This is a genomic window from Yoonia sp., from assembly GCF_036007805.1.
Taxonomy (GTDB): Bacteria; Pseudomonadota; Alphaproteobacteria; order Rhodobacterales; family Rhodobacteraceae; genus Yoonia.
On record NZ_DASYOK010000156.1, the window covers coordinates 1 to 4,247 of the forward strand.

The following is a 4,247-nucleotide window of genomic DNA, read 5'->3' on the forward strand; positions in this document are numbered from 1 at the left end:
TGGTGAAAGCCCGGCACACCGCGTGTGGCGCGCAGGGCGTCCTGCATCAGGGTGCCGCGACCGGGGCCAAGTTCGGCCAGTATGATCTGCGCGGGTTGCCCTTGGTCGATCCAGGCTTGGGCCAGTGCCAGTCCGATCAACTCGCCGAACATCTGGCTGATCTCGGGTGCAGTGATAAAATCGCCGGCAGTCCCGAAGGGATCACGCGTAGCGTAATAGCCGTGCTGGGGATGCATCAGGCAATCAGCCATATACTCGGCAAGAGAGATCGGGCCTGTCCGCGTGATGCGGGCGATCAGCAGATCACCCAAGGCGGTCATCTGCGCGCGGCCCTGATCACGACGGTCAGGCCGATCAGGATCATCGGCAGGGTCAGCGTCTGGCCCATGGTCAGCCCGTAGCCGCCGATGTGGAACGCAAGGCCCAGTTCATTGCCGACCGTGACGAATTGCGCGTCCGGCTGGCGGACGAATTCCACCAGGAAACGCGCGATGCCGTAGCCCGCAAAAAAGATGCCGGACAAGAGCCACGGTTTCTTCAACCCGCCAAAGCGGAAGGCGAGCAGGATCAGGATCGTCCCCAGCAGCAGCCCTTCAAGCCCCGCCTCGTAGAGTTGCGAGGGGTGGCGCACGCAAGGCTCTAACGCGGTTGCGCAGGCTTGGGCGGCTTGGCCCGGGAAGATCACACCCCACGGCAGATCGGTCTGGCGGCCCCAGAGTTCGGCGTTGATGAAATTGGCAATCCGCACCAGCAGGATTGCAGGGGTGGCGGCAACGGCGATGATATCGGCCAGATCGGGCAGCGGGACAGTGTGCCTGCGGCTGAAAAGGAAGACGGCAACGACAACGCCCAGAAAACCACCATGAAAGGACAGGCCGCCCTCCCATATTTTGATAATATCAAGCGGGGCTTCCAGAAAATCGGCCGGTTTATAGAACAGCACATATCCCAGACGTCCGCCGCCAATGACACCGACAACGATATAGGTCAGCAGGTCTTCCAGCTGGGCGACCTGCATCGGCGCGCCATTGCGCCACAATGCGGGGCGTTTCAGCGCCAGTTTGATCAACTGCCAGCCAAGCGCGATCCCCACGATATAGGCCATCGCGTACCAGCGCAGCGCAATGGTGGCCCCGAAGAGCGTGAACGAGAAAATCTCGGGCGAGATATCGGGGAAGGGGATGGCTGCGAACATGGCGCTATTCCTTGTCCGGGGGTGCGGCAAAGTCAACCGTAACTGTCGGGTTGTGACGAAAGCTGCAAAGCCCCATATATGGGGTGACGTGATTGGAGAGTCCCATGCAGAGCAATAACAAGATCCTAGACGACCTCAGCCAGTTGATGACGAATGCCATGGGCGTGGCCCAAGGCGCCAAGGACGAGGCGAACACCGCGATGAAATCCATGATCGACCGCTGGCTGGCGGATCGCGATTTCGTGACCCGCGAAGAGTTCGACGCAGTCCGTGCGATGGCACAGAAGGCGCGCGAAGAGAATGAGGCGCTGGCGGCGCGGATTGAAGCGCTTGAAGGCAAGAAGTAGGTCCGGGGCCCGCCCTGACGATATTTGAGTGGCGGGGGAGCCCCCGCCCTGCAGCTTTGCGCGGCGATTGGTGGCGCTGCCGACGTTTGTGCGGTCAGATGTGCGGCAAAACACTGAACTAAGCCCGAGGCACCCTGACCCGCGTGTGGCCTCCGCTTTTTCTTGCTCATGCCTTAGGCTGGAACCACGACAAGAATTTTGCGTTCGGATGTGGCTGCAGGCTTTTTGTCTGAAATCCTGCAAAAACGGATCCCAAGGGTTGAACCGTCTGACCAAGCGTTCTACCCCTCGCAAGGATGTATGGTTGGGGAATGTAGCATGGCGCGCTATCGGGAATTCAGGTATCGTGGCGACGACGTCTTGGGCAGTATAACTGCCATCTCTTCACCAAATGACGATCTGGCAAAGCTATTTGCAGGCCACAAAGGGCCAATCGTGAACAAGTGGCATCACTATTTTCCGATCTACACCAGATATTTCGACCAGTTTCGCAATCGGCCGACGCGCTTTCTTGAAATCGGTGTTTCAAAGGGTGGGTCTCTCGAAATATGGCGAAAGTATCTTGGGCCAGATGCAGTTATTTTCGGGATTGATATTGATCCTGCATGCGCAAAGTTTGACGGATTGGCAGGGCAGGTGCGGATTGGATCACAGGATGATCCTGATTTTCTAAACAAGGTCGTTGACGAAATGGGCGGTATCGACGTTGTGCTCGATGATGGCAGCCATCACATGGATCATATTCCGATCACACTTGAGACGTTGTTTCCGCGTCTTGCGGAGAACGGGGTCTATATGATCGAAGATCTGCACGCATCGTATTGGCCTAAGTTTGGCGGTGGTCTGACGGAAGAAGGCAACTTCTTCAATTACCTGCGACGCATTGCCGACGTTATGCACCGCAATTATCTACATGAAGAAGTCCGATTTGGTCGTGATGCGGATTATGATCACATAAGCGGCTTGCATATTTACGATTCCATCGCGGTTCTGGAGAAAGCCCAACCTTTCATGCCGCGATATTCCAAAATAGGCAGCTGATTACCGGGGGCAGGGCCCTAGAACTCCCCCAGATACGCCACCAGAATATCCAGCGCTGCTTGCAAGTCATCCTTCTCAACCATCTCGGTGACTGTGTGGATGTAGCGTGTGCCCACCACGATCCCAACCGCGCGTGCACCAGCTGCTGCTTGTTGGGCGGCTGCTCCGTCTTGTCCGCCTGCGGCGAGCATCGTGCGCTGGTAGGGGATCTTCTTTTTGATCGCGAGGGCTTCGATTTCCTTGACCAATGCTTTGTCTGCAATGAATGAGCTGTCGCGGACGTGCAGGCCGAAACCTTTGCCTTGGTGGGTCGTTGCGTCTTTTTCAGGGATACCGGGCGTGTCGCAGGCCAATGTCACGTCGATGCCCAGCCCGATATCTGGCTTGATCGCATAGGCGGCGGTGCGTGCGCCGCGCAGTCCGACCTCTTCCTGACAGGTGAAGGCCACGTGGATTTCGGCACCACGCCCTTTTTTGCCCAAAGCCTTGATCGCTTCGATCCCCAGCCAGCAGGCGATGCGGTTGTCCAGCGCCTTGGAGACGAATTTGCCGCCCATTTCCAGAAAGGGTTCGTCCATCACGACATAGTCACCGATTTTCACCATGTCCTTTGCGGCTTTGCCGAGGCCCAGATCGACAAAGAATTCGCCGACTTCAGGCACTTTCTTGCGGTCCTCGGGGGCCGAGATATGGACCGGTTTGCCACCGGGGTTCATCACCCCCTTCAGGTCGCCCTGATCGGTGCACACCAGCACGCGGCGGGAAAAGAGGTTGCGGGGGTCAAAGCCGCCAACAGGCTGGAGATAGAGAAAACCGTTCTTGTCGATGTGGCTGACCAGAAAGCCGATCTCGTCCATATGGCAGAGCAGCATAATCTTGGGCGCGCCTTTCTTCTTGGCATCGCGGCGACACAGAAGCGAACCCATGGGATCGGTTTCAACATGATCGAAAAGACCTTCGATCTCCGAAGTGATCAGGTCACGGACCCGCTCTTCATGTCCGGGCACGCCGGGCATTTCGCAAAGTCGTTTGAGAAGGTCGGTGTTCATCGGGTGCTCCTTTTGCTCAGCATCAAATTGCGCGCTGGCTGGGCAGAAGGCAATTATCCACATGAAATTTTTGTGTCACACCACTTATCCCCAAAAAATTGCTTTACAGCTGCGCCTTTTACGGGCCACGATATGTAGTAGGGGATAAACGTGAACAACACCGCCCCTAGAGCAGGCACCTAGCGCTTGGGCACTGCCATGACCCATGCGCCAAAGCAGTGAGGCCGAGCATATGGCATTGTCCGAACACTACCTTGAGGCTGATGATCTTCACCCTATTGATCTGGTGGAGCACATCGCAGAACACCATGCGTGGGAATTTGACCGCATCCATGACGACCAGATCGCCATGGCCGTTGAAGGCCAGTGGCGCACCTATTCCATCACCCTTGCATGGTCTGCCTATGACGAGACCCTGCGCCTGATATGCACCTTTGATATGGAGCCGCCCGAGAACCGGATACCGGCACTTTACGAGACACTGAACACGATCAACGACCGCTGCTGGGCGGGGGCCTTTACATGGTGGGCCGAACAAAACCTGATGGTGTACCGCTATGGTCTGATGTTGGCCGGTGATCAGGTCGCAGGGCCGGATCAGATTGATACCATGAT

At 57.1% G+C, this 4,247-nt stretch carries 6 protein-coding genes; 3 read left to right on the plus strand and 3 right to left on the minus strand.

Going from position 1 to position 4,247, the window contains the following annotated elements; genetic code table 11:
• On the minus strand, window positions 1-320 hold a 320-nt coding region (locus VGP75_RS09045; RefSeq protein WP_327543346.1), incomplete at its 3' end, for an SAM-dependent methyltransferase.
• The gene (gene lgt, locus VGP75_RS09050) at window positions 317-1,195 is read right to left on the minus strand and encodes a prolipoprotein diacylglyceryl transferase (protein ID WP_327543347.1); all 879 of its coding nucleotides are present in this window, start codon (window positions 1,193-1,195) and stop codon (window positions 317-319) included. The genes VGP75_RS09045 and lgt, both read right to left, overlap by 4 nt.
• A gap of 104 nt (window positions 1,196-1,299) precedes the next feature.
• On the opposite strand from lgt, the gene VGP75_RS09055 reads away from it, so the two are divergent.
• Window positions 1,300-1,542 carry an accessory factor UbiK family protein gene (locus VGP75_RS09055; protein WP_327543348.1) on the plus strand — a complete coding sequence of 81 codons (243 nt, stop codon included), beginning with the start codon at window positions 1,300-1,302 and terminating at the stop codon, window positions 1,540-1,542.
• A 210-nt stretch (window positions 1,543-1,752) separates the two neighbouring features.
• Window positions 1,753-2,583, plus strand: a complete 831-nt coding sequence (locus VGP75_RS09060; protein ID WP_327543349.1) for a class I SAM-dependent methyltransferase — start codon at window positions 1,753-1,755, stop codon at window positions 2,581-2,583.
• A gap of 17 nt (window positions 2,584-2,600) precedes the next feature.
• On the opposite strand, the gene VGP75_RS09065 is transcribed toward VGP75_RS09060, so the two are convergent.
• Window positions 2,601-3,632: a M42 family metallopeptidase gene (locus tag VGP75_RS09065; protein WP_327543350.1), complete on the minus strand. Its 1,032-nt coding sequence runs from the start codon at window positions 3,630-3,632 to the stop codon at window positions 2,601-2,603.
• A 232-nt stretch (window positions 3,633-3,864) separates the two neighbouring features.
• Here VGP75_RS09065 and VGP75_RS09070 point away from each other — a divergent pair.
• On the plus strand, window positions 3,865-4,247 hold a 383-nt coding region (locus VGP75_RS09070; protein WP_327543351.1), incomplete at its 3' end, for a type III secretion system chaperone family protein.

Bases quoted from the DNA above. Each gene is read 5' to 3' on its own strand.
- lgt (WP_327543347.1), bottom strand. From the start codon at position 1,195: ATGTTCGCAGCCATCCCCTTCCCCGATATCTCGCCCGAGATTTTCTCG.
- VGP75_RS09055 (WP_327543348.1), top strand. From the start codon at position 1,300: ATGCAGAGCAATAACAAGATCCTAGACGACCTCAGCCAGTTGATGACG.
- VGP75_RS09065 (WP_327543350.1), bottom strand. From the start codon at position 3,632: ATGAACACCGACCTTCTCAAACGACTTTGCGAAATGCCCGGCGTGCCC.